Origin of the sequence: Devosia oryziradicis (genome assembly GCF_016698645.1) — a bacterium.
Lineage (GTDB): Bacteria > Pseudomonadota > Alphaproteobacteria > Rhizobiales > Devosiaceae > Devosia > Devosia oryziradicis.
This window is the reverse complement of sequence record NZ_CP068047.1, coordinates 516,476-540,798: the sequence shown is the minus strand read 5'-3', so window position 1 is coordinate 540,798 and position 24,323 is coordinate 516,476. Positions and strand designations below refer to the sequence as shown.

Annotated in this window: 27 protein-coding genes; 19 read left to right on the top strand and 8 right to left on the bottom strand. The window is 65.0% G+C overall.

The genetic code is table 11. The features are described 5' to 3' along the window. The first annotated feature begins 135 nt into the window (after positions 1 to 135). The 4 genes from rph to hemW are packed head-to-tail and all read left to right on the top strand — an operon-like array spanning position 136 to position 2,777. Entirely contained in the window at positions 136 to 849 is a 714-nt protein-coding gene (gene rph / locus JI749_RS02650) for a ribonuclease PH (protein WP_201658551.1), read from the top strand. Next, a complete protein-coding gene (locus JI749_RS02645; RefSeq protein ID WP_201658548.1) occupies positions 846 to 989 on the top strand; it encodes a hypothetical protein in 144 nt (47 codons plus the stop codon). The genes rph and JI749_RS02645 overlap by 4 nt, the downstream gene beginning before the upstream one ends. Beyond that, positions 986 to 1,630 carry a non-canonical purine NTP pyrophosphatase gene (locus JI749_RS02640; RefSeq protein ID WP_201658545.1) on the top strand — a complete coding sequence of 215 codons (645 nt, stop codon included), beginning with the start codon at positions 986 to 988 and terminating at the stop codon, positions 1,628 to 1,630. The genes JI749_RS02645 and JI749_RS02640 overlap by 4 nt, the downstream gene beginning before the upstream one ends. Beyond that, the gene (gene hemW, locus JI749_RS02635; protein ID WP_407644896.1) at positions 1,620 to 2,777 is read left to right on the top strand and encodes a radical SAM family heme chaperone HemW; all 1,158 of its coding nucleotides are present in this window, start codon (positions 1,620 to 1,622) and stop codon (positions 2,775 to 2,777) included. Before JI749_RS02640 ends, hemW begins: the two co-directional genes overlap by 11 nt. 144 nt (positions 2,778 to 2,921) lie before the next feature. Here hemW and JI749_RS02630 read toward each other — a convergent pair whose 3' ends face one another. Then, on the bottom strand, positions 2,922 to 4,103 hold the full coding sequence (locus tag JI749_RS02630) for a penicillin-binding protein activator (protein WP_201658542.1): 1,182 nt from the start codon (positions 4,101 to 4,103) through the stop codon (positions 2,922 to 2,924). 130 nt (positions 4,104 to 4,233) lie between these two features. Between JI749_RS02630 and rsmI the strand changes: the two genes are divergently transcribed. The 4 genes from rsmI (at position 4,234) to JI749_RS02610 (ending at position 6,915) form a co-directional block, all read left to right on the top strand. Then, positions 4,234 to 5,121, top strand: a complete 888-nt coding sequence (rsmI, locus tag JI749_RS02625) for a 16S rRNA (cytidine(1402)-2'-O)-methyltransferase (protein ID WP_201658539.1) — start codon at positions 4,234 to 4,236, stop codon at positions 5,119 to 5,121. Then, entirely contained in the window at positions 5,090 to 5,473 is a 384-nt protein-coding gene (locus tag JI749_RS02620; protein WP_201658536.1) for a YraN family protein, read from the top strand. Before rsmI ends, JI749_RS02620 begins: the two co-directional genes overlap by 32 nt. 117 nt (positions 5,474 to 5,590) lie before the next feature. Beyond that, the gene (gene gshB, locus JI749_RS02615; RefSeq protein ID WP_201658533.1) at positions 5,591 to 6,535 is read left to right on the top strand and encodes a glutathione synthase; all 945 of its coding nucleotides are present in this window, start codon (positions 5,591 to 5,593) and stop codon (positions 6,533 to 6,535) included. Further along, on the top strand, positions 6,535 to 6,915 hold the full coding sequence (locus tag JI749_RS02610; RefSeq protein ID WP_201658530.1) for a hypothetical protein: 381 nt from the start codon (positions 6,535 to 6,537) through the stop codon (positions 6,913 to 6,915). Before gshB ends, JI749_RS02610 begins: the two co-directional genes overlap by 1 nt. Here JI749_RS02610 and JI749_RS02605 read toward each other — a convergent pair. After that, complete coding sequence (locus JI749_RS02605; protein WP_201658527.1) at positions 6,912 to 7,631, bottom strand: HAD family hydrolase; 720 nt, start codon at positions 7,629 to 7,631, stop codon at positions 6,912 to 6,914. The genes JI749_RS02610 and JI749_RS02605 overlap by 4 nt on opposite strands. 109 nt (positions 7,632 to 7,740) lie before the next feature. On the opposite strand from JI749_RS02605, the gene JI749_RS02600 reads away from it, so the two are divergent. Next, positions 7,741 to 8,382, top strand: coding sequence for a MarC family protein (locus tag JI749_RS02600; protein ID WP_201658524.1), 642 nt, complete (start codon positions 7,741 to 7,743; stop codon positions 8,380 to 8,382). 58 nt (positions 8,383 to 8,440) lie between these two features. Here the strand turns inward: JI749_RS02600 and JI749_RS17515 are convergent, their stop codons facing one another. Together JI749_RS17515 and JI749_RS02595 are read right to left on the bottom strand one after the other, a co-directional pair. Then, a complete protein-coding gene (locus JI749_RS17515) occupies positions 8,441 to 8,563 on the bottom strand; it encodes a hypothetical protein (protein ID WP_267911659.1) in 123 nt (40 codons plus the stop codon). Positions 8,564 to 8,666: 103 nt separating this feature from the next. Further along, positions 8,667 to 9,506, bottom strand: coding sequence for a glycoside hydrolase family 25 protein (locus JI749_RS02595; RefSeq protein ID WP_233280841.1), 840 nt, complete (start codon positions 9,504 to 9,506; stop codon positions 8,667 to 8,669). Positions 9,507 to 9,685: 179 nt separating this feature from the next. Here JI749_RS02595 and JI749_RS02590 point away from each other — a divergent pair, with 179 nt between their 5' ends. Then, positions 9,686 to 11,209, top strand: coding sequence for a YifB family Mg chelatase-like AAA ATPase (locus JI749_RS02590; protein ID WP_201658521.1), 1,524 nt, complete (start codon positions 9,686 to 9,688; stop codon positions 11,207 to 11,209). Between the two features lie 2 nt (positions 11,210 to 11,211). Next, positions 11,212 to 11,664, top strand: a complete 453-nt coding sequence (locus JI749_RS02585) for an NUDIX domain-containing protein (protein WP_201658518.1) — start codon at positions 11,212 to 11,214, stop codon at positions 11,662 to 11,664. A 51-nt stretch (positions 11,665 to 11,715) separates the two neighbouring features. On the opposite strand, the gene cfa is transcribed toward JI749_RS02585, so the two are convergent. Next, entirely contained in the window at positions 11,716 to 12,834 is a 1,119-nt protein-coding gene (cfa, locus tag JI749_RS02580; protein WP_201658515.1) for a cyclopropane fatty acyl phospholipid synthase, read from the bottom strand. 139 nt (positions 12,835 to 12,973) lie between these two features. On the opposite strand from cfa, the gene JI749_RS02575 reads away from it, so the two are divergent. Then, complete coding sequence (locus tag JI749_RS02575; protein ID WP_201658512.1) at positions 12,974 to 13,612, top strand: DUF1294 domain-containing protein; 639 nt, start codon at positions 12,974 to 12,976, stop codon at positions 13,610 to 13,612. A gap of 2 nt (positions 13,613 to 13,614) precedes the next feature. Here JI749_RS02575 and JI749_RS02570 read toward each other — a convergent pair whose 3' ends face one another. The 3 genes from JI749_RS02570 to JI749_RS02560 form a co-directional block, all read right to left on the bottom strand. Next, a complete protein-coding gene (locus JI749_RS02570) occupies positions 13,615 to 14,337 on the bottom strand; it encodes a helix-turn-helix transcriptional regulator (RefSeq protein ID WP_201658510.1) in 723 nt (240 codons plus the stop codon). A gap of 106 nt (positions 14,338 to 14,443) precedes the next feature. After that, a complete protein-coding gene (locus tag JI749_RS02565) occupies positions 14,444 to 15,562 on the bottom strand; it encodes an epoxide hydrolase family protein (protein WP_201658507.1) in 1,119 nt (372 codons plus the stop codon). 69 nt (positions 15,563 to 15,631) lie between these two features. Then, positions 15,632 to 16,642, bottom strand: coding sequence for an aldose epimerase family protein (locus tag JI749_RS02560; RefSeq protein WP_201658504.1), 1,011 nt, complete (start codon positions 16,640 to 16,642; stop codon positions 15,632 to 15,634). Between the two features lie 118 nt (positions 16,643 to 16,760). Here JI749_RS02560 and JI749_RS02555 point away from each other — a divergent pair, with 118 nt between their 5' ends. The 7 genes from JI749_RS02555 (at position 16,761) to JI749_RS02525 (ending at position 24,186) form a co-directional block, all read left to right on the top strand. Then, positions 16,761 to 17,804 carry a LacI family DNA-binding transcriptional regulator gene (locus JI749_RS02555; protein WP_201658501.1) on the top strand — a complete coding sequence of 348 codons (1,044 nt, stop codon included), beginning with the start codon at positions 16,761 to 16,763 and terminating at the stop codon, positions 17,802 to 17,804. A gap of 91 nt (positions 17,805 to 17,895) precedes the next feature. Beyond that, on the top strand, positions 17,896 to 19,359 hold the full coding sequence (gene xylB / locus JI749_RS02550) for a xylulokinase (RefSeq protein WP_201658498.1): 1,464 nt from the start codon (positions 17,896 to 17,898) through the stop codon (positions 19,357 to 19,359). Beyond that, positions 19,356 to 20,663, top strand: a complete 1,308-nt coding sequence (gene xylA, locus JI749_RS02545) for a xylose isomerase (protein ID WP_201658494.1) — start codon at positions 19,356 to 19,358, stop codon at positions 20,661 to 20,663. The genes xylB and xylA overlap by 4 nt, the downstream gene beginning before the upstream one ends. 5 nt (positions 20,664 to 20,668) lie before the next feature. Next, positions 20,669 to 21,070, top strand: a complete 402-nt coding sequence (locus JI749_RS02540; RefSeq protein WP_201658491.1) for a VOC family protein — start codon at positions 20,669 to 20,671, stop codon at positions 21,068 to 21,070. Positions 21,071 to 21,091: 21 nt separating this feature from the next. Continuing rightward, positions 21,092 to 21,541, top strand: a complete 450-nt coding sequence (locus JI749_RS02535; RefSeq protein WP_201658488.1) for a GNAT family N-acetyltransferase — start codon at positions 21,092 to 21,094, stop codon at positions 21,539 to 21,541. A 9-nt stretch (positions 21,542 to 21,550) separates the two neighbouring features. Next, the gene (locus tag JI749_RS02530) at positions 21,551 to 23,161 is read left to right on the top strand and encodes a glycoside hydrolase family 43 protein (RefSeq protein ID WP_201658485.1); all 1,611 of its coding nucleotides are present in this window, start codon (positions 21,551 to 21,553) and stop codon (positions 23,159 to 23,161) included. 209 nt (positions 23,162 to 23,370) lie between these two features. Beyond that, positions 23,371 to 24,186 carry a DUF2189 domain-containing protein gene (locus JI749_RS02525; RefSeq protein ID WP_201658482.1) on the top strand — a complete coding sequence of 272 codons (816 nt, stop codon included), beginning with the start codon at positions 23,371 to 23,373 and terminating at the stop codon, positions 24,184 to 24,186. Positions 24,187 to 24,323 lie beyond the last annotated feature (137 nt).

Genomic DNA, 24,323 nt, shown 5'->3' with positions numbered 1-24,323 from the left:
GTTCGATAAAATCGTCCGCTTTAACCCTGCCCCCTCATTTAAGCGCATTGCTGCCATCAGCCAAGCGCCCGCCGCTTGTGAGCGGGGCGCTCTAGGGTTAAGAGGCGGTTAACAGCAATTTCTGACGGATGCCCGATGCGCCCTTCCGGACGTGAGCCCAACCAGATGCGCGCGGTGACGATCGAGCGCAACGTCTCCCAGAAGGCGGAGGGCTCTTGCCTCGTTTCCTTCGGCAATACCAAGGTCCTGGTGACGGCTTCGGTTGAAACCAGCCTGCCCGGCTGGCTGCGCGGCAAGGGCCAGGGCTGGGTCACCGCCGAATATGGCATGCTGCCCCGGGCCACTGGTTCGCGCACCCGCCGCGAGGCGACGGCCGGCAAGCAGTCCGGCCGCACCCAGGAAATCCAGCGCCTCATCGGCCGCTCGCTGCGTGCTGTGGTCGATATGCAGCTGCTTGGTGAAGCGCAGATCACGCTCGATTGCGACGTACTCGAAGCCGATGGCGGCACCCGCACCGCCTCGATCACGGGCGCCTATGTGGCCTTGGCCGATGCCATCGCCTGGATGGACGAGCGCAAGCTCACCAAGGGCAAGGCCCTGCGCGATTCGGTTGCTGCCGTGTCCTGCGGCATCTACCGCGGTACGCCGGTGCTCGATCTCGACTATCTCGAGGACGTCGAAGCCCATACCGACGCCAATTTCGTCATGACCGGTTCGGGCAAGTTCGTCGAAATCCAGGGTACCGCCGAACAGGCGCCCTTCTCGCGCGATGAACTCGATGCGCTGATGGGGCTGGCGGAACAAGGCATCGGCGAACTCACTCTGCTGCAGCAGGCGGCGCTCGCATGATCGGCTGGCTGCTCAAGAAGGTTGCGAACATCAATCCCAAGCCGGTGGAAACGCCGCGCCAGGCGTCACCGGAAAACTGTGCTTTGTGGCACGACGTGGCACGGGCGCTCGATGCCAAGCCCAAGGGCGCGGTCAAATGAGCCCGATTCCTAGGCTCCGCGAAGGCGATCGCCTGGTGCTGGCCACGCATAATGCGGGCAAGCTCAGGGAATTTCAGGAGCTGTTCGAGCCCTTCGGCCTCGAACTGGTCTCGGCTGGCGAACTGGGCCTGCCCGAGCCGGAAGAAACCGGCACCACCTTCGCCGAAAATGCCCGCCTCAAGGCGCATGCCGCGGCGCAGGCGTCCGGCATGCTGGCACTGAGCGACGATTCAGGCCTCTGCGTCGACGCCCTCAATGGCGATCCCGGCGTCTATACCGCCGACTGGGCCGGCGTGCCGCGCGATTTCAATCGCGCCATGAAACGGGTCGAGGATGCCCTGCAGGCCGCCAATGCCACCTCGCCCGGCCAGCGCCGGGGCTCGTTCAACGCCACGCTCTGCCTGGCCCACCCAGATGGTCGCGATGTCATCTATCACGGCCAGTGCTTCGGCACCCTGGTCTGGCCGCCTCGCGGCGACTACGGCCATGGCTATGATCCGGTCTTCATGCCCGATGGCTATGACATCACCTTCGGCCAGATGCTGCCCGAGGTGAAGCACTCCTGGTCTCCCGGCCAGCAGGGCCTGAGCCACCGCGCCCGCTCCTTCGCCAAGTTCGTGGAGAACCAGATTGAGCAATAAGCCGAACGACATGTTTGGCGTCTACGTGCATTGGCCGTTCTGCGCGTCCAAGTGCCCCTATTGCGATTTCAATTCCCACGTTCATCGCGGTCCGTTCGACGAGATCGACTATGTCGCCGCCTATGAGCGCGAGATCGCCACGGCTGCCCAGCTGGCGCCGGGCCGCGTCGTGCAGTCGGTATTCTTTGGCGGCGGCACGCCATCGCTGATGAACCCGCAATCGACCGGCCGCATTCTCGATGCCATCGCCAGGCACTGGACGGTAGATGCCCAGGCCGAGATCACCCTCGAAGCCAACCCGACCAGCGTCGAGGTCGATCGCTTCAAGGGCTATCGCTCCGCCGGCGTCAATCGCGTCTCGCTCGGTGTCCAGTCGCTGCGCGAGGGCCCGCTTGCCGAGCTTGGCCGCCGACACACGGTGGACGAGGCCATCGCGGCGGTCCGCATCGCGCAATCGGTCTTCGAGCGCTCGAGCTTCGACCTCATCTATGGCCGCCCCAAGCAGACGCTCGAGGACTGGGAGGATGAGCTCAAGGAGGGCCTGTGGCTCGCCCGGGGCCATATCAGCCTCTACATGCTGACCATCGAGCAGGGCACGCGCTATTTCGATCTGCACCAGGCCGGCAAGCTCCAGATGCCCAACGAGGACCTTGCTGCCGATTTCTACGAACTGACGCAGGAATTGACCGCGGCGGCCGGCCTGCCCGCCTACGAGATTTCCAACCATGCCCGGCCCGGCCAGGAATCGCGCCACAACATGCTCTATTGGCGCTATGGCGAATATGCCGGCATCGGGCCCGGCGCGCATGGCCGGCTGATGATCAACAACCAGCGCCACGCCACCGCCGCCGAGAAACTGCCCTTCGATTGGCAGAAGAAGGTCAAGGCACAGGGCCATGGCTGGGTGGTGGACGATGTGCTGACCTGGGAAGAGCAGGGCGACGAATTCCTCGTCATGGGCCTGCGGCTCAAGGAAGGCATTTCCCCGGCCCGCTTCACCGCCATATCCGGCCGGCAGATTTCGCGCACCCAGATCGACGCTCTCAAGGGCTATGGCTTCCTCGAAACCCTGCCCAACGGCAATCTGCGTGTGACCGACAAGGGCTTCCCGGTGCTGGACGCAGTGGTGGCGGACCTGGCGGCTTAATCTTTCTCACCTCTCCCTTTGGGGGAGAGGTCGACCCGTCTTCGGGTCGGGTGAGGGGGCCTTTCTTGATACGGTGCTGGGGCAAGGCCCCCTCACCCGTCGGCTTCGCCGCCGACCTCTCCCCCAGAGGGAGAGGTGTCTAGGCTAAAGCCCCGCGGGCTCGACGATTTGCGTTCCGCCCGGCGCTACCTTCTTGATGACCAGCGCATATTCCGCCTTGCCGTTGCCAAGGAACCGGAACACGCCGTCGCGCCCGTTGAAGCCCTGTGCCGAGGTCAGCAGCACCGGACTATAGGGCGGGTTGGCCATCGACAGCGTGTTCACATTGGCCAGGATCGTCGCCGTATAGGCGATTGTCGCCAGTGCGTGTGGCGGTCCGCCGAACTGGCGCTGGTAGTCAGCCGAGATCGCGGCCATGCCCGCCGGATCGACAGCGGGGTAGACGGCCCCGGCCAGCTGCGCCGATGCCGCAATGGTCGGGTCACCCTCCCAGTCTGCAGAACCCACGATCTGAACCGTGCCGGGCGTCGCGCCGGCCTGCGCCAGAAGGGCACCGAAGCTGGGGGCCGTTGGGCGATCGGGCAGATAGAGCGTATCGATAGCGCCCTTCCTGATCTGGTCCATCGCCTGGTTGACGATCTGCTGCGCCTCCCCGGCCGAAGAGAAAGTATAGACGGCGACGGGCGAGAAGCCGGCCAGAGTTGCCTGCTGGCGGAACGCGGTTTCCTGCGCCTGGCCATAGGGCGTGGCAGGAAAGGCCCCGGCAATCCCACGCCGCCCCTGCGCCTTGATCCAGTTGAGCGAACGCTTCATCTCCATGTCGGGCAGCACGCTCAGCAGATAAACCCCCGGTCCGGCCGCGCTGGGATTGTTGGAAAACCCGATCACCGGAATGCCGCTCGATCGGCCCACCGCGCCCACGGCGGTGACCTCCTCGGCCTTGAGCGGGCCCAGGATCAGCTTGGCGCCACCGGTAATGGCCGCGCTCGCCGCAGCCGTTGCCCCGGCCACCGTTCCCCCGGTATCGCGCAGGGTGATGGTGATATTCTCGGCAATATTGGGATTGGCCTCGATGAAGCCGATGGCGAGCCGGCTGGCATTGGCCAGTGATTGGCCCACTCCGGCCATGCCGGGGTCGCCCGTCAGCGGCAGCAGCAGTGCCACCGGCACCGGGCCGCTCCCGAAGCTCTGGCTGGGTCCGCTGGGTAAAACAGGTGCAGTCTGGCTTGGAAAGGTTGGTGCAGTCTGGCCGCCGCCATCGCCGAAATCGAGGGTGCGCGAGCCGATCTGGATGGGGGAGCAGGCGGCCAGGGCGAGCATGGCCATGGCCAGCAGACCCCGACCTATGCCATGACATGACAGTCGCCGCATCGTCACATCCCGCCCCGCATTGCTGGCAGAGTGTTAACACTTTGGACGCCATTTCTTAACCAAGTCTCAACCGGCCGGACCCCGCATGACCGAACCCCATCCAGGCTATTTCATCGCCGGGACCGCTTTTGAAGCCCCGCCCCTGGCGCCGGGCCTTTATGTCGTGGCCACCCCGATCGGCAACCTGCGCGACATCACCCTGCGCGCGCTCGAAACGCTGGCTGCGGCCGCGGTGATCCTGTGCGAGGACACCCGCATGTCGGCCCGCCTGCTCGACCACTACGGCATCAAGGGTCGGCGCATTGCACTGCACGAACACAATGAGCGGGCGAAGGCCGATGACATCGTCCGCCGCGTCACCGCCGGCGAAGCCATCGCGCTGATTTCCGATGCCGGCACGCCGCTCTTGTCCGATCCGGGCTTTCCCCTGATCCGGGCTATGGCCGAAGCGGGGCAGCCGGTCTATCCCATTCCCGGCGCGTCGGCACTTCTGTCGGCCCTGGTCGTTGCCGGGCTGCCGACCGATGCCTTTGCCTTCCATGGCTTCCTGCCGCCCAAGGCCGGTGCACGCGCCAATGCGCTCAGGGCGCTGAACGATTCACGTGAAACGGTGGTCTTCTACGAGAGCCCGCGCCGGCTCGACGATACGCTGGCCGCCATGGCCGAAATCTGGGGCGAGCGTCAGGCAACAGTGGCCCTGGAGTTGACCAAGCGTTTCGAGCGGGTGCACCGCGGCACCCTGCCCGCGCTTGCGGCGGAATTTGCCGGGGCCGAGACCAAGGGCGAGGCGGTGATTGTCGTGGCCGGCGCGGCCGAGGCCTCGGCACCGGATGAGGCCGGCTGGCAAGCCGAACTTGTGGCAGCCATGGCAGACAAGCCGCTGCGCGCCGCCGTCGATGCGGTGACCGAAAAATTCGGCCTCAAGCGCAAGGAGGTCTATGATGCCGCCCTCGCCCTCAAAGCCGAAAAGTAAGGCCCGCATTGCCGCCTATCACGGTGGCCATCGCGGCGAGGCACTGGCGGCCCTGTTCCTTCGCTGCAAGCTCTACCGCATCGTCCAGCGCCGCTACAAAACGCCCGTTGGCGAGATCGACCTCATCGCCGAGCGCTTCGGGACCACGGTGTTTGTCGAGGTGAAGGCGCGCCGCAAGGCGGCGAGCGAGGCCGAGACACTGGAAAGCGTCAACCAGGCGCGCATCATCCGCGCCGCGCAATATTGGCTGGCGCGTCACCCGGCCAAGGCGGAGACGCCGCTGCGCTTCGACATCATTTTCGTGACGCCCGGCCGCTTGCCGCATCACCTTGTCAACGCCTTCGGCCTTTAACGCCTTTCTCCAGAGCGGCCATGGGAAACCCCCTTGCGTCCCGGCCTCTGCCGCGCCATGTCATGATGCCTTCGAAGGCGGCCATGAGGCCAACTAAAGCAGTCGGGTGAAGCCAGCATGAAACTCAAGGTCGCGGTCCAGATGGACCATGTCGCATCCATCAATCCGCGCGGCGATTCCACCTTCGCCATGATGCTTGAGGCGCAGGCCCGCGGCCATGAGCTGCTGCATTACACGCCCGACACGCTGGCTCTGCGCGGCCACGTGGTCTCGGCCCTGGCCCAGCCCATCGAGGTGTTCGACAAGCCCAAGGGCGAGCATTTCGCGCTGGGCGAAGCGCGCCGGGTCGATCTGTCGACCCAGGACGTGATCCACATGCGCCAGGATCCGCCCTTTGACATGAACTACATCACGCTGACGCATCTGCTCGAAAAGCTGCATCCCAAGACCCTGGTGGTGAACCCGCCCGCCGCCGTCCGCAATGCGCCCGAAAAAATCCTCGTCACCGATTTCCCCGAGCTGATGCCGCCCACTCTGGTGACGCGCGACCGCACCATGATCCAGGAGTTCCGCAAGGAGCATGGCAACATCATCGTCAAGCCGCTCTACGGCAATGGCGGCGCTGGCGTCTTCTTCATCCAGGAAGGCGACCATAACCTGGCGAGCCTGCTCGAGCTGTTCGAGAGCAACTATCGCGAACCGTTCATGATCCAGAAATACCTGCCGGATGTGCGCAAGGGCGACAAGCGGATCATCATCATCGACGGCGAGCCGGTGGCCGGCCTCAATCGCATTCCCGCCGATGGCGAAGCGCGTAGCAACATGCATGTCGGCGGCCGCCCGGAACTGAGCGAACTCACCGCCCGCGAGCGTGAAATCTGCGCCACCATCGCCCCGGCGCTGAAGGAACGCGGCATGATCTTCGTGGGCATCGACGTCATCGGCGACTACCTCACCGAGATCAACGTCACCTCGCCCACCGGCATCCGCGAGATCAAGCGCTTCGGCGGCCCGGACATCGCCGTGATGATCTGGGACGCCATCGAGAAGCGCCGCGGCTGATGTTTCTGCTCGTCGCGCTGGTTCTGGCCGGCATCGGCTATTTCGTCTTTCGCCGCTGGCGCCGGAACCGGCCTGTCGACCCGCGACTGACCGCCGTCTACTGGCGCAATTCTGCCCTCGTGCTGGGCGCCTACCTGCTCTCGATCCTGCTCGGCGCCGGCATTACCCGTATCATGGTCGGCTTCAACCGCTCCGGCTACGCTGACCTGGTCATGGTGGCCTTCTTCATCGTCTGGATACTCTATGGGGCGGTGTGGCTGCTGCGCTTCCTGCCAACCGACCGGCCTCGCTCACATTGGCTGACGCGCAGCCGCGGCTGGATCGACGGCGCCGCCTTGCTGTTGCTGGCTGGCCTCGCCACCGGCGCACGCATGCTCTAGCCCTTGCGCCCAAACAGCGCCGGCAGGTCGGCAACGCTGTCGACGATGACATGGGCGCGGTTAGACAGTTCGGCACGCGTACTGTTGCCGGAGAGCACGCCGATGGCGAGGCCCGCCCCGGCGGCATGGGCCATGTCGAGGTCGTGGTTGTTGTCGCCGACCATGGCAATGGCGCTGGGCGCAAGGCCGGTCCGCTGGGCGAACAGGTGCAACTGGTCCGGCCACGGCTTGGGCTGCGCCACTGAATCGTAACCTATAATGCTGTGAAACTGGTCGCCCAGGCCTAGGGCAGTGGCCGTAGCGCGGGCGCCCGCCTCGGAATCATTGGTGGCAATGCCCAGCAGCATACCCCCGGAGGACAATTGCCTGATGGCCGCGGCAAGCCCGTTGATCGCCACCGCGCGCCTCGCGCCTTCCTGGGTGGTGATGGCATTGAAGGCTGCAATCTTGGCTTCTCGCTCCTCGCCCGCAAGCTCCGGATGAAACAGGTCGACAATGTCGGCGTTTGTCCCGGCTGCCACGGCCGAGCCGCTGCGAAAGCGCTGCTCCGTCCAATCATAGCCACCCCGTTCGACCAGGGCGCGGGCCTCATCTTCATCGCCGGACCGGGCCTCCCTGGCCAGCGCCATCACCACGGGGAACCAGGTCCGATTGAAATCGACCAGCGTGCCATCCTTGTCGAACAGGACGCCGCGAATAGCGGAAAAATCTGGCATGCGGCGCGCTCCTGGCTGGCACCGCGACCCTAGGGGGCGCCTGCGGCGCTGGCAAGGTTGGCCTCAGGCGGCAAATGCCGTAATGCTGGGCGCAACGGAGCCCGCAGCCATGCCCACCACGACCTTTCTCGTCGCCTTCGCGACCCTCTTCGCCACGGTGGGCGTGGCCGACATCGCCTTCATCTTCGCGGCGCTGACCAAGCACAATACCGCCAAGCAGCGCTTCGCCTTTGCCACCCGCGGCGTCATCATCGCCGGGGTGATCCTGCTGCTCTTTGCCGTCCTGGGTAACCCGATCCTCGAAGTGTTCGGCATCACCATTCCCGCCCTGCGTACGGCCGGCGGCCTGCTGCTGTTCCTGATCGCCATCGACATGGTTTTCGCCCGCCATTCCGGCGGCACCGACATTACCGATCAGGAAGAGGTGGAGGCCCGTTCGCGCGAGGATATTGCGGTGTTTCCGCTTGCCATGCCGCTGCTGGCCGGACCGGGCGCCATCAGCGCGGTGATCCTCCTCACCACGGGCACGCATAACCCCGCCGAGTTCTGGGCGGTGCTGGTCGCCATCGTGGTGATCCTGTTCCTGGCCTGGCTGACTTTGCTGGTCGCCATTCCCATCCAGCGCCTGCTGGGCGTGACCGGCCTTGCCGTGGTGTCGCGCGTGGTGGGCATTCTCCTGGCCGCGCTAGCGGTGCAGTTCGTCTTCGACGGCGTCAAGGCCAGTGGCCTGCTGGCCGGCGCCGCAGCCTAGCCTAAAGCAAAGCGGCCGGCTTGCGCCGACCGCTCGCATAGTTGAACTGGCCCGAAGCTTACTTCTTGGCGGTGTTGCCAGCGCTGCCGGCACCCAGGCCGGTGACCGGCTTGGCGGCCGCCAGCTTGTCCTTTTTCGGCTTCTTGGCTTCCTTGTTGCTGCGCATCTGACCTTTGGCCATGCCGGTTCTCCTCGCTCACGGGCCCGCGGCCCGGTTCAATTATGGGGCAAGGCTAGACCCGCGCCGAATCGGTGACAAGTCCCCGGATTTGCTTGGCGATTGGCTATTTCGCCGATTGGCAGCGGCCGCTCGGCCCCAGCGAGGCGATGGCGCGCGGATCGCAGCCGGTCAGCAGGAACTGGATCCACTCATTCTGGCCGCCATAGAAGGCGTTGCGGTCGACCTCGCCACGCACGCCGCGCACGACACCCGTCTGCGTCCACTGCCAGAACGTCCAGGTGCGGTTGCCATAGCGCTCACGCGGTTCTGCGGCAGTCGAGCGCAGCCAGAAGGCGTTGGGGAAATACTCGCCCTCGAGCACGTCGCGATGGAAGTTCATGTCGGTATAGATGATGGGAAGCTTGCCGGTATGGCGCTCCATGGCGTCGAGCATGTAGCGCACCTTTTCGAGCGCATCGGCACGGCTTGGCTTGGTCTTGCAGCTCGAATGGTTGTTCCATTCCAGATCCAGCACCGGCGGCAGCGCATCGGGATCGTTGGGCACCTGGCTGATGAACCAGGCCGCCTGTTCCGAGGCCAGCGAACACCAGGTCATGAAGTGATAGGCGCCGCGCGGCATGCCCGCATCCCGCGCCCGCACCCAGTTGGTGCGGAAGTTAGGATCGAGATAGTCCTTGCCCTCGGTCGCCTTCATGAAGACGAAATGCATGCCCGAGGCGAAGGCCTGGCGGAAGTCGATGTTTTCCTGGTAGCGCGCCACGTCGATGCCCTGGATGGGCATGTTGCGCGCGCGGTCGACGCCGGAATGGGGACGGTTGTCGCCCTGGATCGGGCCATAGAGCCCGCCGCCGGACGAGCAGGCGACCAGCAAAGCGGCCAGCATGGCTGCGACGGTGCCCTTGGCGAAAGCGGACATCGAGGGAAGCGGCCAGCTGGCGATCATCGGGCAGAACTCTACGCAGTACAAACTAAGCCTTTGATTCAACATGCGGCGGTTAACGCCGGATTAGGTTTACCTTTGTGGCAAGCGGCGTGGTTAACGAGCCGTAATTTGTTCGCTTTACGTTCTTGTTCCTCTGCAACTGCTTTGCTAGATTGCCCCGCAATTGGGGCGTTTGAGCGATGGTTACCCGCGTAGCGACAGTGGCGTTTCAGGGCATCGAGGCGGTGCCTGTTGATGTTCAGGTGCAGATCGCGCCGGGCATGGCGCAATTCATCCTGGTCGGGCTACCCGACAAGGCTGTCAAGGAATCCGGGGAGCGCGTGCGCGCTGCCTTGGTGGCATCCGGTCTCGGCCTGCCGCCCAAGCGCATCACGGTCAACCTGGCGCCGGCCGACCTGCCCAAGGAGGGCAGCCACTACGACCTGCCCATCGCGCTGGGCATCATGGCCGCTATCGGCGCCATTCCACAGGATGCGCTCGATGGCTATCTGGCGCTGGGCGAGCTGGGGCTCGACGGGCGCCTTGCCCATGTCGGCGGCATCCTGCCTGCCGCCATTGCTGCCCAGGGGCGCGACCTTGGCCTCATCTGCGCCGAACCTTCGGGCCCTGAAGCCGCCTGGGCCGGAGATGGACTCGACATCGTCGCAGCCGAGAGCCTGCTCGCGCTGGCCAATCACCTGACCGGCCATCAGCTGGCCGCCCGCCCCGTGCCACGCAAATATCTGCCACAGGGCGCCCTGCCCGACCTCGGCGATGTGCGCGGCCAGCAGGTGGCCCGGCGGGCCCTGGAAGTGGCGGCGGCTGGCGGCCACAACATGCTGATGGTGGGGCCGCCAGGCGCGGGCAAGTCGATGCTCGCGGCGCGGCTGCCCTCCATCCTGCCGCCGCTCGATCCGCGTGAACTGCTCGATATCTCGATGATCCAGTCCATTGCCGGCGAACTGGCGGGCGGGGCGATTTCCGACCGCCGGCCGTTCCGCGCGCCACACCACTCCGCGTCCATGGCAGCCCTGGTCGGTGGCGGCCTGCGGGTGCGTCCGGGCGAGGTGAGCCTGGCGCATAACGGCGTGCTGTTTCTCGACGAACTGCCCGAATTTGCCCCCAGCGTGCTCGACAGCCTGCGCCAGCCGCTGGAATTGGGCGAAACCGTCATTGCCCGGGCCAATGCCCGCGTCAGCTATCCCAGCCGGGTGCAGCTGATCGCGGCGATGAATCCCTGCAAATGCGGCATGGCGGGCACGCCCGGCCATACCTGCCGCCGCGGCAAGGCCTGCGCCGACGACTACCAGAGCCGGGTCTCGGGGCCCTTCCTCGACCGCATCGACATCCGCATCGACGTGCCGGCGGTAACCGCCGCCGACATGATTGCTCCCGCCAGCGCTGCGGAGAGCTCGGCTACCGTGGCGGAACGGGTAGCGCGCGCCCGGGCGCGGCAGCGCCAGCGCTTCGCCGAGCATGGTGCGCCGGACGTCTTTACCAATGCCGGCGCCAGTGCGACTTTGATCGAGGCGGTGGTCAACCCCGACAAGGAGAGCCAGACCCTCCTGCTTCAGGCCGCCGAACGCTTCAACCTCTCGGCGCGCGCCTATCACCGCGTGCTCAAGGTGGCGCGGACCCTGGCCGATCTGGCCGGCGTGGACAAGGTGGATCGCCCGCACATCGCCGAGGCGCTAAGCTACCGCCTCAACCTCGGAGCGGCCTGACCATGATCCACCGTATTTCCTGTGGCGCGCTGGTAGTGCGCGATGGAAAGATTCTGCTCGTTCGCCACCAGCAGCCCGGCCTGCACGATTTCTGGGTGGCGCCGGGCGGGGGCGTCGAGGGCACTGAGGAACTGGCCCGCGCCGCCGAACGCGAGACCTTGGAGGAAGCAGGTATTCACGTCGTGGCGACCCGGCTTGCCTATATCGACGAGGGTTGGAACGAAGCGCAGCGCATTCTCAAATTCTGGTTCCTCGCCGACTACGTCTCGGGCGAACTCGACACGTCAGCCAACCCGGGTGAAGGCGAATTCATCACCGAGGCTGGTTGGTTCCCGCTCGATGCCCTGCCGGAAGGGCATGTGTTTCCCGAACCGCTGCGGACGCGCTTTCCGCGCGATCTGGCCGCCGGTTTCCCCGGCGCGATCAAGCTGCCGCTGCGCAAGCTGCTGTTCTAGCCAGGTGCGCTGTGCATAAGCCTGTGGATAAGTGTTTCACGTGAATCCGCCTCAACGGATGCTTGAATAGCCCCCAGCGACGCCCTCGGGTGAGAGCACCACTTGCCAGAGGCTGATATTGCGGGCGCGGAACAGCGCGGCAAAGCTGCTGAGATAGTAGCGCCACATGCGCCTGAACCGCTCGTCGTACTTTTCGCCCGCCAACCGCGGCCAGGCAGCATCGAAATTGTCTCGCCAGGCCATCAGGGTGCGGTCGTAATCGGCGCCGAAATTGTGCCAGTCCTCCATGACGAACAGCCCCTCGATGGCCCTGCCGATCTGGGCGATGGAGGGCAGCATGCCGTTTGGGAAGATGTACTTTTCGCTCCACGGATCGCCATGCGTGGTCGAGGTGTGGCCGCCGATCGTGTGCAGCAGGAACAGCCCGCCTGGAGCCAGCAAGCTGGCCGCTTTCTCGAAATAGCTGCGATAATTCTTGTAGCCGACATGCTCGAACATGCCGATCGAAACGATGCGGTCGAACTGTCCCTCGAGCGCCTGGTAGTCGAGCAGCCGCGTTTCGACCGGCAGCCCCGCATTGCGCTCATTGGCCAGTGCCGCCTGCTCTTTGCTGACGGTGACCCCAATGCCCGATATCCCGTAGCGCTCGGCGGCGAATTTGAGGAACCCGCCCCAGCCCGAGCCGATGTCGAGAACGTGCATGCCGGGCTTGAGCCCAAGCTTGCGGCAGACCAGGTCGAGCTTGGCCTCTTGCGCCTCATCCAGCGTCCGGGCATCCTTCCAGTAGCCACAGGGATAGATCAGCCGCTGGTCCAGCATGGCGGCGTAGAGATCGTTGCCGATATCGTAATGCTTCTCGCCCACCTCGGTAACGCGCAGACGTTGCAGGTTGAGCAGCCGCCCGCGCGCCACGCTCCACATCTCGGCAAGGTCGCGGGGAAAGGCATCCTGGATATGGCTGCTCACCAGTCGAAACAGGAACTGGTCAAGCCCGGCTGCGTCCCACCAGCCATCCATGTAGCTCTCGCCCAGGCCCAGTGTTCCGTCGCGCAACAGACGAGCCCACAGGCGCTCATCATGCACCTGCGGATCCCATGCAGCGGGGCCATTGAGCGCAACGCCGCTGCGCTCCAGTTGGCGGAGGACAAAACGCTTGGCAGATTCAGACATGGCGGCAGCAATGATCTGTTCGGCAACCCATGGAGCCTAATCCATCGGCAATTGCCGATCAATCACCCGTTGGCCACGCCGTCATTCCCCGTTAACCGGCGCCTCATATTTGTCATGGTGCGCTGTCAGCGGATGAACGATGCGGCACTCGGGCGAACTGATCCAGTGGAACAACAAGGGCGGCTACGGCTTCGTGCGCGACGACACGGGCCGGGATTACTACGTCCACATTTCCAATATCACGGGTGGTCGTCCGCATCTGGGTGACCGGCTCGCCTTCGACACGGCCCTGGGCCGCAAGGGACGACCCTCGGCGGTGGCCGTCACCATAACCGACACCACGCCCGCGCCACGTCCGGCCACCCTGCGCGAGATCAAGCAACCCGCCCCCGGGGTCTCGCGCTACAAGCTCGGCTTGCGCACCGCAGCGGCAACCTTGATGACGCTGCTGATCCTGTGGGCCATCGCCAGCGACCGCGCGCCGCAATGGCTTGGCCTGCTCTATGCTGGCATGGGCGCCGGCTCGGCCCTGCTCTACCGCTTCGACAAGCTCTATGCGCTGACCGGCAAGTACCGCGTCAGCGAAACCAACCTGCATGTCGTCGATCTCAGCTTCGGTATCATCGGTGGACTGGCGGCGCAGGAAGTCTATCGCCACAAGACGGTCAAGCCGCGCTTCGTCGCCACCACCTGGGGCATTGCCCTGCTGCATACGCTGGGCCTGGCTGCCCTGGCATTTGGCTGGCTGGCTGCCTTCGCCGGACAATTGGGCTGGTAGGATCAGGCCTGGGCCTGGTCGCCGCCCTGCCAGCGCGGATCCTGCTGCCAGCTGTCGCGCCACTCACGTTCAAGCACTGCGCGGCGCTTGCCGTAGCGCTCCTCGGTCACTTCGAGTTCAACGATGCGATCGGTGCGGAAATTGCGGAAAGCCGCGCGCAGGCAGCACCAGGCGGCGATCACCTGCTTGCCCTCGTAATAAGCCAGCTGGACCGGCCAGATAACGCGTTCGGACGGGTTGCCGCCTTCGTCCTCGTAGGCGATCCGCAGGGCCTTTTCCGTACGCATGGCCTGGCGCACCTGGCCCAGTATGGGCATGGGCCGGCGAGAATCGGCGCTCCACACCGCCACCGGCCAGAGCCCGGTGTCGTTGATGCGGTCACGCAGGTCTTCGGGCGAGGCCGTGGCAATCTTGGCCAGCGCGTTCCGTGCAGCCGCACCCAGTCCGTCATCGGGCTGCGCCCCCACCCAGCGGGCACCCAGCACCAGGGCCTCGAGTTCCTCGGGCGTGAACATCAGGGGCGGCATGAAGAAGCCTGGCTTAAGCATGTAGCCGACCCCGGCTTCACCATCGATAGGCGCGCCCAGCCCGATAAGGGTTTGCACGTCGCGATACATGGTGCGCACCGAGACGCCCTGCTCTTCGGCCATGGCTGCTGCCGTGACGGGCCGGCGATGGCGGCGCAGTGCGTCCATGACGGCAAAGAGACGCTCGGTCTTGTCCATGCTTTGTTCTCCCGCGGGAGCACTTGATGCCAGATTCTGCAAGCCGAGCCAAGCACCGGAAGATGGCCTTCGTGCCCCTCAATGGGGCGGCTCGGATAGGCGAGTGTCACGAAATCTGGCCATGGAAAGCCCGGATGTCATGCGCCATCGCCTCGGGGATTTCGAGCGCCGGGAAATGCCCGCCTTCGCGAGGTTCGGTCCAGCGCACGATATTCCACAGATTGCGCTCCCCCCAGGCGCGCGGCGCTGGATTGTCATTCGGCGGTAGCAGGACGGCGTGCGGGACGGCATGGCGTGACGGCTTGCGGATGAGGTCAGGGTCGGCAAAGGCTTCCTTGTAGAGCCGTACCGAGGAGCCGATGGTCTGGGTAAACCAATAGACCGACAGGATCGTCGCCAGATCCTCCAGCTCGAAGGCATGCAGGATGTCACCGCCCGTATCGCCCCACTTCCAGTATTTCTCGAGGATCCAGCTGGCCAGCCCCGCCGGGGAATCGTTGAGCCCGACCGCCAGCGTCGCCGGCTTGGTGCCCTGGATCATGGCATAGGCGCCTTCGGTGAACCCCCATTGGTCCACGATCTTGAAATAGGCCTCTTCCTCGGGAGTTGGATCGTCCGGCCGCGGGAAGCCATAGTAGACACCGACATAATGGGCGCCGATCACCCGCTCGGGGAAATCCCGCACCAGGCCCATCTCGATCCCGGCGCCCATATCGGAGCCCGAGATCATGAACCGCTCGTAGCCCAGCCGCGTCATCAGCTTCGCCCAGAGCGGTGCCACGGCACTCAGATGCATGCCGGGCCGGGTCGGCTGGCTCGAGAAGCCATAGCCGGGCAGCGAGGGGATGACGACATCGAAGGCCACCCCATCCACCGCCCTGGTCAGCAGCGGCACCAGCGGCAGCAATTCGACGAAGTTGGACGGCCAGCCATTGGTCAGCAGGATCGGCACATTGGTCTGACCCTCGCCGCGCACATGCACGAAATGGATCGTCTCGCCGTCCACCACCTCGGTGAACTGGGCAAAGCCATTGAGCTGCGCCTCGGCGGCACGCCAGTCATACTGGTTGGCCCAGTAGTCGACGAAACGGCGCAGGAAGGCGCCTTCGGTGCCATAGTCCCACCCCACCCCCTCAAGCGTCTTGGGGAAGCGGGTGGCGGTCAGGCGGGCCTTGAGGTCGGCGACATCGGCCTCGGGAACCGCAATGGTAAAGGGCGTGGCCATGGGTCTCTCCAATGTGCATTGGAAAGACAATGCGCCAATGCCCTGACAGGTCGCGTCAGGAGGCTGGCTTCAGGCGATCTCGAATTCACACCAGTGGCTGTAGGGCCGCTCGGGGGAATGGATCACGTTGGGGAAATGCGGATTGTGCACCGCATCGGCAAAGGCCTGGTCTTCCAGGCAGAAGCCGGCATGCTTCTTGTAGCTCTTGCCGTTGAGACCGGGCACCGGAATGTCGGTCCAGACGCCATTATAGACCTGGACGCCCGGCCGGTCGCTCCAGAGCTTGAGCGTCAGCGCCCTGTCGGGCCCGGCCACCGTGGCGATCGGGTCGGCATGGCTGCGGCCGGTATCGAGCGCCACGCCGATGTCGTAGTCGACCGGCTGCCCGGCAGCGTCCCGCATCGTCCGCGGCTGACGCAGGTCGTAGATCGTGCCCGCCGAGGGCAGGATGGCGCCGGTCGGCGCCAGGTCGGCGCCGAGCTCGGTATAGGCGGAGGAATTGACCTGGATCGTGTGGTCCAGGACGTCATCCGTGGTGCCCAGGTTGAAATACTGATGCTGCACCAGGCTGATCGGGGTTGGCTGGTCGGTCGTGGCGGTCAATTCCAGCCGCAGGCGATTGCCGCGCAGCGTATAGGTCGCGGCGAAGTTGACATTGCCGGGATAGCCCATGGCGCCGTCGGGCGAGAAGTGGGTGAAGCGCACCGCATTGTTGGCCTCGTCAACCTGTCCATCCCAGACCTGGCGGCCCAGGCCCTCGTCACCGCCATGCAGCTGCAGGTCGCCTGCATTGGCTGATAGCTTGTAGGTCTTGCCATTGAGGTCGAACGAAGCGCCCTTGATGCGGTTCGCCACGCGCCCGGCCAGCGACCCGAAATGCGGGCTGTGCAGCGGATAGGGTTCGAATGTGTCAAAGCCCAGCACCACCGAGCGCTCGCCGCCGGCCACCGGCACGCGCCAGTCGCGCACCGCCACGCCATAGGAAATCAGATCGACCGTGACCCCGGTGTCGCTGACCAGCCGGAACTGATCGACCCGCTTGTCTCCAAAGGTCCCGAACGTCGAAACTGCAATGGCCATGCTCGCCCCCGTAATCTTGCGGGGAACGTGTAGCCTGCTTCGTCGCCTGCCCGCAACGATGCACTTGACCTTTCGGCGGGGCCTGCCAAAGCTCTGCGCAAACGCGCGGGGAGACAGTGTGAACGAAATCGGTCTGAGACGCCGGGCCACGGTGCATGATGTGGCGCGGGCCGCCGGCGTGTCGCTGGCCACGGTCGATCGCGTGCTCAACGGCCGCCCGGGCGTGCGCGCCGCCACGGCCGAAAGGGTCGAGGCCGCCATTGCCGAGATCGGTTTCCAGCGCGATCTGGGCGCATCGCTGCTGGCGCGGGCCCGCGACCTGCGGCTCGTCTTCGTCATCCCGGGTGGCACCAACGAATTCATGGCCAGCCTCGCCGACGCCATCGAGCGTCGCAGTGGCCCGGCCCTGGCCGATCGCATGCATATCGAGACGCGCCGCATCCGCGCGCTCGATGCCGATGCGCTGGCCGAGAGCCTGGATGCCCTCGACGCCCGCCAATGCGACTGCGCCATCATCGTGGCCAGCCAGGAGCCCTCGGTACAGGCCGCGGTCGACAGCGCCACGCGCCGCGGCATTGCGATCATGACCCTGGTCTCGGACCTGCCGGGTACGCTGCGCCGCCACTTCATCGGCATCGACAATGTCGCCGCCGGCCGCACCGCCGCTTCGCTGATGGGGCGCTTCCTGCCCCAGGGCGGCAAGGTGGCCGTCATTGCCGGCTCCCTGCACCTGCGTGACCATTCCGACCGCCTGGCCGGATTTCGCACCACCCTTGAAGCCGATTTTCCCGCTGTCGAAATCATCGGCCCCATCGAGGGCCACGATGAGCGCAGCGAGACTGAAGCCATCGTCGCCGATCTGCTGGCGCGGCATGGCGATCTCGCCGGGCTCTACAATCTGGGCGCCGGCAATGCCGGTCTCGTGGTGGCGCTCGAGGGTTCACGGCGCGCTGGCGCCATCCGGGTCATCGCCCATGAACTGACCGATTCGACCCGTCGCGGGCTGAAATCGGGCGCCATCGATGTGGTGCTGGACCAAAATCCCGATGGCGAAATCCGCGAGGCGATCGCGGCGGCGCGCAGCCTGGCGCTGGGGAGCAATGGCAGCGTTACCACCGACCCCATTGAAATCGGGATTTTCCTGCGCGACAATCTGCGCTAAGAAGCCGACCAATCACTAAACCGGCGGGCCCCAAACCGGGCTGGGAGGACGTTCAGATGTTGTTGTTTTTCGCTCATGAGGTACGTGCCTCATGACTTATCTGGGCATTGATATCGGCACGTCCGGCGTCAAGGCGTTGCTGATCGACGAGCGTGGCCGCGCCTTGGGCGAAGCCTCGGCCGCCGCCGTCGAGCCGGTCCGGCCCCATCCCGGCTGGTCCGAGCAGAACCCCTCCGACTGGTGGACTGCAACCCTGGCTGCTGTCGACAAGCTTAGGGCATCGCACCCATCCGAACTGGCTTCGGTGCGCGGCATCGGCCTTTCCGGCCATATGCACGGCGCGACCTTGCTGGGGAAGAATGACGAGGTTTTGCGCCCGGCTATTCTGTGGAACGACGGCCGTTCGGCCGCCGAATGCAAGGAAATGGAAGCCGCGCTCCCCAATCTGCGCCAGCTGGCCGGCAATATTGCCATGCCCGGCTTTACCGCTCCCAAGATCGCCTGGGTGTGCAAGCATGAGCCCGTCATCTTCGACAAGATCGAGAAGGTCCTGCTGCCCAAGGCCTATGTGCGCCTGCTGCTGACCGGCGACTATGTCGAGGACATGTCCGACGCTGCCGGCACCCTCTGGCTCGATGTCGCCAAGCGCGACTGGTCGGACGAACTGCTGGCCGTCACCGGCCTCAACCGCTCGCATATGCCGCGCCTCGTCGAGGGCTCGGCGCCATCGGGCTCGCTCAGGCGCGAGCTGGCGCAGCGCTGGGGCATGGATGCCAATGTCGTGGTGGCCGGTGGTGCCGGCGACAATGCCGCTTCCGCCGCCGGCATCGGCGCGATCCGTCCGGGCGAAGGCTTCGTCTCGCTCGGTACCTCGGGCGTGCTCTTTGTCTCCAACGAGCGCTTCAGCCCCAATACCGAGGGCGCGGTGCATGCCTTCTGCCATGCCATCCCCGATACCTGGCACCAGATGGGCGTGATCCTTTCGGCCACCGATTCGCTCAACTGGCTGAGCAGGATCACCGGCCAGAAGCAGGCCGAGCTCTCGGGCGTCGCCGAGGCGCAGTTCACCGGGCCGGGCGAGGAAATCTTCCTGCCCTATCTCTCCGGCGAGCGCACACCGCACAACAATGCCGGCGCCCGTGGATCCTTCGTCGGCCTCTCCCACTCCACCGACACCGCCAAGCTGGCCCAGGCCGTCATGGAGGGCGTCACCTTCGCCTTCCGCGACAGCCAGCGCGTGCTCAGCGATGCCGGCACCAAAATCGACCGGCTGCTGGCCGTCGGCGGCGGGTCCAAGTCTGCCCTGTGGCTCAAGCTGATCGCCACCAATCTCGACATGGAAATCGCCCTTCCGGAGGACGGCGATTTCGGCGGTGCGCTTGGCGCCGCCCGGCTGGGCCTGTGTGCCGCCGAGGGCGCTTCGCCCCAGACGGTCATGACCATGCCGCCCATCAAAACCGTCATCGCGCCCGACAGGAGCCTGTCGGCCGCCTATTCCGACCAATATGCGCGCTATCGCGCGCTCTACCCCGCCATCGAGGAGGCACGTTCGTGAGTGATTTTTTCAAGGGCCTGAGCAAGGTCAAGTTTGAGGGTCCGCAGAGCAAGAACGCTCTGGCCTATCGGCACTACAACAAAGACGAAATCGTCCTGGGCAAGCGGATGGAAGACCATATCCGCCCGGCCATCGCCTATTGGCACACCTTTGCCCAGGAAGGCGGCGACCCCTTTGGCGGGCGCACCTTCGACCGTCCCTGGTTCGACAAGGGCATCGAGGGCGCCAAGCTCAAGACCGAAGTGGCCTTCGAATTCTTCGACCTGATCGACGTGCCCTTCTTCGCCTTCCACGACGTTGACGTGGCGCCCGAAGGCGCGACGCTGGCCGAAAGCAACAAGAACCTGCGCATCATCGGCGATCTCATCGGCCAGAAGATGCAGCAGAGCGGCAAGAAGCTGCTCTGGGGCACGGCCAACCTGTTCTCCAACCGCCGTTACATGGCCGGCGCCGCCACCAATCCCGATCCGGAAATCTTTGCCTATGCCGCCGGGCAGGTGAAGGCCGTGCTGGAGCTGACCAATGAACTGGGCGGCGCCAACTACGTGCTCTGGGGCGGCCGCGAAGGCTACGAAACCCTGCTCAACACCAAGATCGGCCAGGAACAGGACCAGATGGCCCGCTTCCTGACGCTGGTCATCGAGCATGCCGAAAAGATCGGCTTCAAGGGCCAGATCCTGATCGAGCCCAAGCCGCAGGAGCCCAGCAAGCACCAGTACGACTTCGACGTCGCGACCGTTTATGGCTTCCTGCAGAAATACGGCCTTGAAAAGAAGGTGAAGTGCAACATCGAGGTGGGCCATGCCTTCCTCGCCGGTCACTCCTTCGAGCACGAACTGGCCGTCGCCTCCTCGCTGGGCATGCTCGGCTCGGTCGACGCCAACCGCAATGACCTGCAGTCCGGCTGGGATACCGACCACTTCCCCAACAATGCCGGGGAAATGGCGCTGGCCTTCTACTACATCCTCAAGCAGGGCGGCCTGGGCAATGGCGGCTTCAACTTCGACGCCAAGGTGCGCCGGCAGTCGCTCGATGCAGCCGACCTGCTGCATGGCCACGTCCTGGGGCTCGACACGCTGGCCCGCGGCCTCAAAGGCGCTGCCGCGCTCATTGAGGATGGCGAGTTCGACAAGCTGCTCGACGATCGCTATGCCGGCTGGCATTCCGGCCTGGGCAAGGACATTCTCGGCGGCAAGCTGAGCCTGGCTCAGATCGCCGACAAGGTCGCGGCCGATGGCATCAATCCGCAGCCGCGTTCGGGCCGCCAGGAATATCTCGAAAACCTGGTCAACCGGTTCGTGTGATCGCCATGGTGACGGTTGCACTCCACCACGTCGCCGTCATCGTCACCGATCTCGATCGTTCGGCGCGCTTCTACCAGGACCTGTTCGGTCTGGCGCCGATCGAGCGTCCGCCCTTCACCATCCCGGGCCTTTGGCTCGGGGTGGGATCCCTCCAGGTGCACCTGACGGTCTATGCCGCCGGCAATTTCCGCCAGGGGCCGGTGGATAATGACGACATCCACTTTGCTTTTCGCACCGATGACTTTGAGGCCTTCGTGGCGAGGGCCGAAGCCATGGGCTTCCGCGCCGATGCGGCACAGGACGACCCCAAGCGTATGATTCTGAAGCGACAGGGCATGGCGGGCTTCCCCCAGCTCTACCTGATGGATCCCGACCGCAATGTCATCGAGGTCAACGGTGCAGCCTGATCATCTCTGGGGAATCCCCTGATGCCCCCAGCGATCAGACCCCTTGTCACTGGCGACAGGCAGGCTTGGGCCGACTTATGGCGCGCATACCTGGCCTTCTACGAGACCGTGTTGCCCGACGAGGTCTATGTCTCGACCTGGTCGCGCCTGCTCGACGTCGATGAACCGACCTGGGGTGCCCTGGCCCTGCGGGACGGCCAGCCCGTAGGATTGGTCCACTGGATCTATCACCGCACCAACTGGGCGATAGCCGACACCTGCTACCTGCAGGACCTGTTCGTCGCTCCGGATGGTCGCAGCCAGGGCCATGGCCGGGCACTGATCGAGCATGTTGCCGCCCATGCCAGGGCGCATGGCTCGGCCAGGGTCTATTGGACCACCCACCGAACCAACTACGCCGCGATGCAGCTTTATGACCGTTTGGCCAGCGAATCCGGTTTCCTGCAATACCGCATGCCGCTGACACCTTAGGATTTTGCCATGCCCCAGATTACCAATCCCATCCTGCCCGGCTTCAATCCGGATCCCTCGATCCTGCGGGTCGGCGAGGATTACTACATCGCCACCTCGACCTTCGAATGGTTCCCCGGCGTGCAGATCCACCACTCCAAGGATCTCGCCAACTGGGACCTGATAACCCGGCCGCTCAGCCGCAAGAGCCAGCTCGACATGCGTGGCGACCCCGACAGCTGCGGCGTCTGGGCCCCCTGCCTCAGCCATGACGGCGAAAAGTTCTGGCTGGTCTATACCGACGTCAAGCGCAAGGACGGCTCGTTCAAGGACGCGCACAACTACATCGTCTGGGCCGACAAGATCGAGGGGCCGTGGTCCGACCCGATCTACGTCAATTCCTCGGGCTTCGATCCCAGCCTTTTCCACGATGACGACGGCCGCAAATGGTTCGTCAACATGATGTGGGACCATCGCCGCCGGCCACTGCTGTTTGCCGGCATCGCGCTGCAGGAGTTCGATCCCGTCGCTGGCAAGCTGGTCGGCCCGCGCACCAATATCTACCAGGGCACCGACCTCAAGCTCGTCGAGGGCCCGCATCTCTATAAGCGGAACGGCTGGTACTATCTGCTGACCGCCGAAGGCGGCACGGCCTACGACCATGCCTGTACCTTTGCCCGCTCGCGCACCATCGACGGGCAATATGAGACCCATCCCGACAAGCACATCCTCACCTCCAAGGACGCGCCGTTTGCCGCCATCCAGCGGGGCGGTCACGGCGACCTGGTCGAGACGCCTGACGGCAAGACCTATCTGGTGCATCTGGGCGGTCGCCCGACGACGCAGGAGCGTCGCTGCGTGCTGGGCCGCGAAACCTCGATCCAGGAAGCCTATTGGGGCGACGACGACTGGCTCTATGTCAAGAACGGCCCGGTGCCCTCGCTGCATGTCGAGGTGCCCGGCAGCCGCAATGACAACGCCTATTGGACCGAGCAGCGCTATACGTTCGAACGCGGCCTGCCCATCGACTTCCAGTGGCTGCGCACGCCCGAAACCGAACGCATCTTTTCCACCGATGGCGGCAAGCTGCGGCTCTTCGGCCGCGAATCGATCGGCTCGTGGTTCGAGCAGGCGCTGGTGGCGCGGCGGCAGACGCATTTCTCCTATGACGCCGAGACGGTGATCGATTTCGCGCCCACCGACGAGCGCCAGTTTGCCGGCCTCACCGCCTATTACAGCCGCTACAACTTCTTCTACCTCACCGTCACCGCCCATGCCGATGGCCAGCGCGAACTGTTGCTGATGAGCTCGGAAATCAGCTGGCCCGATGGCAACCTCAAATTCCCGGCGGCCCCGGTGACCATTCCCAACCAGGGCAAGGTCAAGCTGGCGCTGGAAATCCGCGGACCCAAGCTGCAGTTCTTCTATGCGCTCGAGGGCCAGGACCGCCAGCCGATCGGGCCGGTGCTTGACGCATCAATCCTCTCGGACGAATGCGGTGGACACCAGGCCCATGGCAGCTTCACCGGTGCCTTCGTCGGCGTGGCCGCCAGCGATCTCAACGGCACGGCCCTGCCGGCCGATTTCGATTATTTCGTCTACCGGCCAGTGCGGCACGAGACGGATCGCTACGAGATCTGAGGGGCTCGCCCACTCCATACGCGATCGTCATCCTCGGACTCGACCCGAGGGTGACGGCTGCCCGCAGCGTTGGCGACCACCACCGCGCCTAGCGACAATCCGCCGCATCCATGCTATGGTCTCTCCGTTACGGTCGCGAAATTCGCGCCGAACGCCTGGGGCAGCGCTCGCTCGGACTTCGGGACCTCCTGCAACGGAGACCCAGGGCCATGTCCAATTTTCACGTCATCGCGGGCGCCGGCAGCAAGCTCGATATGCCCATCATCCGCACCATCCGCGTGTCGGACCTGTTTGACGCCTTGCGCCAGGGCGCCGCCGACTTCTGGGAGAAGCCCAGTCACTACGTCATGCTGGTGCTGATCTATCCCATTGTCGGCATCGTGCTGACGGTATGGATGAACGGCTATCACACCTGGCCCCTGCTCTATCCGCTGGTGGGCGGCTTTGCGCTGGTGGGGCCGTTCGCCGCCCTGGGCCTCTATGAAATCTCGCGCCGGCGCGAACAGGGGCTCGATACCTCCTGGTCGCATGCCTTCGAGGTCCTGCGTTCCCCCGCTATTGGGTCGATTGCGGCGCTGGGGGTGATGCTGCTGGCCCTGTTCACGCTCTGGCTCACGGCCGCTCAGACGCTTTATGAAAGCCTCTTCGGCTCGTCCACCCCCCAGACCCTGGACGGGCTCTTGAGCCAGGTCTTCAACGAACCGGGCGGCATGACGCTGCTGATCGTGGGCACGATGCTGGGCGCCCTGTTCGCCCTGGTGACGCTGTGCAGCACGGTCATCGCCTTCCCGCTGCTGCTCGATCGCGACGTGGGCGCCTTCGTCGCCGTCGAAACGTCGTTTCGGGCGGTGATGGCCAATCCGGCGCCCATGTTGGCATGGGGCATCATCGTCGGCCTCGGTCTGTTCCTGGCCTCGCTGCCGCTGTTTGTCGGCCTCGCCGTGGTCATTCCCATCTTGGGCCACGCGACCTGGCACCTTTATCGCAAGGTGGTGGAGCCGGCTTCGACGATCCGGGGCATGTAGCTCCGCAACGGCCATCCCACCCACCGCGCGTCACCCTCGGGCCTGACCCGAGGGCCCTTCACTTGCTGAGCATCCATTAGGTACAGAGCCCTCGGGTCAAGCCCGAGGGTGACGATCTGTGAATGTCGCCGCATCGT

Bases quoted from the DNA above. Each gene is read 5' to 3' on its own strand.
- rph (WP_201658551.1), top strand. From the start codon at position 136: ATGCGCCCTTCCGGACGTGAGCCCAACCAGATGCGCGCGGTGACGATC.
- JI749_RS02645 (WP_201658548.1), top strand. From the start codon at position 846: ATGATCGGCTGGCTGCTCAAGAAGGTTGCGAACATCAATCCCAAGCCG.
- JI749_RS02640 (WP_201658545.1), top strand. From the start codon at position 986: ATGAGCCCGATTCCTAGGCTCCGCGAAGGCGATCGCCTGGTGCTGGCC.
- JI749_RS02630 (WP_201658542.1), bottom strand. From the start codon at position 4,103: ATGGCCATGCTCGCCCTGGCCGCCTGCTCCCCCATCCAGATCGGCTCG.
- rsmI (WP_201658539.1), top strand. From the start codon at position 4,234: ATGACCGAACCCCATCCAGGCTATTTCATCGCCGGGACCGCTTTTGAA.
- JI749_RS02620 (WP_201658536.1), top strand. From the start codon at position 5,090: ATGCCGCCCTCGCCCTCAAAGCCGAAAAGTAAGGCCCGCATTGCCGCC.
- gshB (WP_201658533.1), top strand. From the start codon at position 5,591: ATGAAACTCAAGGTCGCGGTCCAGATGGACCATGTCGCATCCATCAAT.
- JI749_RS02610 (WP_201658530.1), top strand. From the start codon at position 6,535: ATGTTTCTGCTCGTCGCGCTGGTTCTGGCCGGCATCGGCTATTTCGTC.
- JI749_RS02605 (WP_201658527.1), bottom strand. From the start codon at position 7,631: ATGCCAGATTTTTCCGCTATTCGCGGCGTCCTGTTCGACAAGGATGGC.
- JI749_RS02600 (WP_201658524.1), top strand. From the start codon at position 7,741: ATGCCCACCACGACCTTTCTCGTCGCCTTCGCGACCCTCTTCGCCACG.
- JI749_RS17515 (WP_267911659.1), bottom strand. From the start codon at position 8,563: ATGGCCAAAGGTCAGATGCGCAGCAACAAGGAAGCCAAGAAGCCGAAA.
- JI749_RS02595 (WP_233280841.1), bottom strand. From the start codon at position 9,506: ATGATCGCCAGCTGGCCGCTTCCCTCGATGTCCGCTTTCGCCAAGGGC.
- JI749_RS02590 (WP_201658521.1), top strand. From the start codon at position 9,686: ATGGTTACCCGCGTAGCGACAGTGGCGTTTCAGGGCATCGAGGCGGTG.
- JI749_RS02585 (WP_201658518.1), top strand. From the start codon at position 11,212: ATGATCCACCGTATTTCCTGTGGCGCGCTGGTAGTGCGCGATGGAAAG.
- cfa (WP_201658515.1), bottom strand. From the start codon at position 12,834: ATGTCTGAATCTGCCAAGCGTTTTGTCCTCCGCCAACTGGAGCGCAGC.
- JI749_RS02575 (WP_201658512.1), top strand. From the start codon at position 12,974: ATGCGGCACTCGGGCGAACTGATCCAGTGGAACAACAAGGGCGGCTAC.
- JI749_RS02570 (WP_201658510.1), bottom strand. From the start codon at position 14,337: ATGGACAAGACCGAGCGTCTCTTTGCCGTCATGGACGCACTGCGCCGC.
- JI749_RS02565 (WP_201658507.1), bottom strand. From the start codon at position 15,562: ATGGCCACGCCCTTTACCATTGCGGTTCCCGAGGCCGATGTCGCCGAC.
- JI749_RS02560 (WP_201658504.1), bottom strand. From the start codon at position 16,642: ATGGCCATTGCAGTTTCGACGTTCGGGACCTTTGGAGACAAGCGGGTC.
- xylB (WP_201658498.1), top strand. From the start codon at position 17,896: ATGACTTATCTGGGCATTGATATCGGCACGTCCGGCGTCAAGGCGTTG.
- JI749_RS02540 (WP_201658491.1), top strand. From the start codon at position 20,669: ATGGTGACGGTTGCACTCCACCACGTCGCCGTCATCGTCACCGATCTC.
- JI749_RS02535 (WP_201658488.1), top strand. From the start codon at position 21,092: ATGCCCCCAGCGATCAGACCCCTTGTCACTGGCGACAGGCAGGCTTGG.
- JI749_RS02530 (WP_201658485.1), top strand. From the start codon at position 21,551: ATGCCCCAGATTACCAATCCCATCCTGCCCGGCTTCAATCCGGATCCC.
- JI749_RS02525 (WP_201658482.1), top strand. From the start codon at position 23,371: ATGTCCAATTTTCACGTCATCGCGGGCGCCGGCAGCAAGCTCGATATG.